2 protein-coding genes are annotated in these 2045 nt (G+C 37.8%); both read right to left on the bottom strand.

Annotated elements, in window-relative coordinates; all coding sequences use genetic code 11:
- Positions 1–1642: tetratricopeptide repeat protein (locus tag HY841_04410; GenBank protein MBI4929983.1), on the bottom strand; the 1642-nt coding region annotated here is incomplete at its 3' end.
- 65 nt (positions 1643–1707) lie between these two features.
- A partial coding sequence (locus HY841_04405; GenBank protein MBI4929982.1) for a hypothetical protein occupies positions 1708–2045 on the bottom strand: 338 nt, incomplete at its 5' end.

The raw sequence follows: 2045 nt of genomic DNA, 5'->3' as shown, positions 1-2045 counted from the left end.
TATCTCCCCAAATATCGTAAGCAAATTTCTTATCACCAACCACTCCGGCTGAAACGGGACCTGTATGAATTCCGATTCTCAATTGCCAAGCCCCACCTAAATCCTCCCCATTGGGGAGGACTTGAGATTTTTTTCCTCCCCAAACGGGGGAGGTCAGGAGGGGGCTTTTCATCCACTCCTGAATTTCCAATGCGGCACTCACAACATCCATCGCATTGGTTGTGTTTGAAGTAGGCAATCCACCTGCGCACATGTAAGCATCGCCAATTGTTTTTATTTTTTCTATCGGATACTTAGAAATTATTTCGTCAAACTTTTTGAATAAAAAATCTAATTCACTCACTAGTTCCTCAGCAGAAAGTTTTTCTGCAATGTTGGTGAATCCTTTGAAGTCAGTAAACATTACAGTTACCTGTTCATAATACTTCGCTGTGGCTCTTCCATTTGCTTTCAATTCTCTTGCTGTTTCTACAGGCAAAATATTCAGTAACAGTTTTTCTGATTTTTTTCTTTCTCGGAAAATAAAAATGGAAAGTATTAAGACAACAAGCAATCCTCCTGCTACAGACCATATCACCATCTTCTGTCTGTTCAATTGTGCATCCTGAAGCTCTTTGTCTTTGTTAAGCAAAGTGATTTGCTGTTCTTTTTTTTCAGTTTCATATTTGGTTTGCATTTCGGCAATTTGCTTGGAAGATTCTTCATTCAATAATGAATCTTTTAACTCTGAATATTTTTTGTGGTAATTATAGGCGGACGCATAATTTTTCATAGCATAATAGGTATCAGAAATTCCCAAGTATGCATTTGCAGTAACTTCTTTTGCTTCCATCTGCCTCGCTATCGCGATTGCTTGATTATAATACTCAATGGATTTTTGAAACTCGCCTTTTGCACCGTAGTCATTTCCAAGATTAATGTACGAACTGGCAATGCTGTATTTATCTTCCAGCTCTTTTCTAATCTGCAAAGACCTGGTGTCATAATCAATTGCTTTATCATACTCTTCTTTGTCAAAATAGATGCTGGCAAAATTTGTGTAGATCATTCCTATGGCATTTTTATTATTTAATTCTTTCATTGCCTGCAGTGAAAGATTGTAGTAATACAATGCTGAATCATTTTTTCCAACGGAATAATAAATCTCTCCGATGTTATTTTGCACGGAAGCAAGTCCTCTTTTATTATTTGTTTCGCGGAGAATTTGTTCGGCTCTTTTATAAAAAGAAAGCGCCTGCTTATAATCATGCATTTCGTCATACACGAGCGCAATATTATTAAGCGAGTATGCAATGGCGGTTTTATCACCAGTTTTTTCTTTTAACTGAAGCGCAGTCAGGTTATGTTCAATTGCCTGCTTATAATCTCCTTTTGAATAATACGCCAGCGCGATGTTCGCTTCGCAAACACCCATCCCATTAATAAAATTTATTTTGCCAGCCAAATCATATCCTTGCTTTGCATACATGATTGCCTCATCGGGATTTTTTCTGGTAAACTCATAGGAAATATCAATATATAAATTAACTTTCAGAGAATCATTGACCGATTTATCAATCAAACTTTTCAATGAGTCTATCTTGCTCTGCTGTGCAAATCCTGTTGCAGGAAAAAGAATCAGAAAAAATAAATATTGTTTCATTAACCGATTTATTCAACAAAATACATTTCAATTTCTCCTTTGTTCTTGGCGGGGAAAGCCCCTCTCTAACTCTCCCCAAAGGGGAGAGAACTATTTTTCTTTTCCACAAAATACATTTTTATTTTTCCTTTGTTCTTTGCCTCAACTTCTCCTCTATGAGTGAATTCTAATGTTCCTCCTCCTTGGGAGGAGGTTAGGAGGAGGCGGTGCGTTGCTTCAGAAATATTTACTTTTCCAGCTTCGCCTGATGATTCCATTCTATTCGCTGTATTAACTGTATCTCCCCAAATATCGTAAGCAAATTTCTTATCACCAACCACTCCGGCTGAAACGGGACCTGTATGAATTCCGATTCTCAATTGCCAAGCCCCACCTAAATCCTCCCCATTGGGGAGGACTTGAG

It is taken from the genome of Bacteroidota bacterium, assembly GCA_016213405.1.
GTDB lineage: Bacteria > Bacteroidota > Bacteroidia > Palsa-948 > Palsa-948 > Palsa-948.
This window is presented reverse-complemented; position numbering and strand designations above follow the sequence as displayed.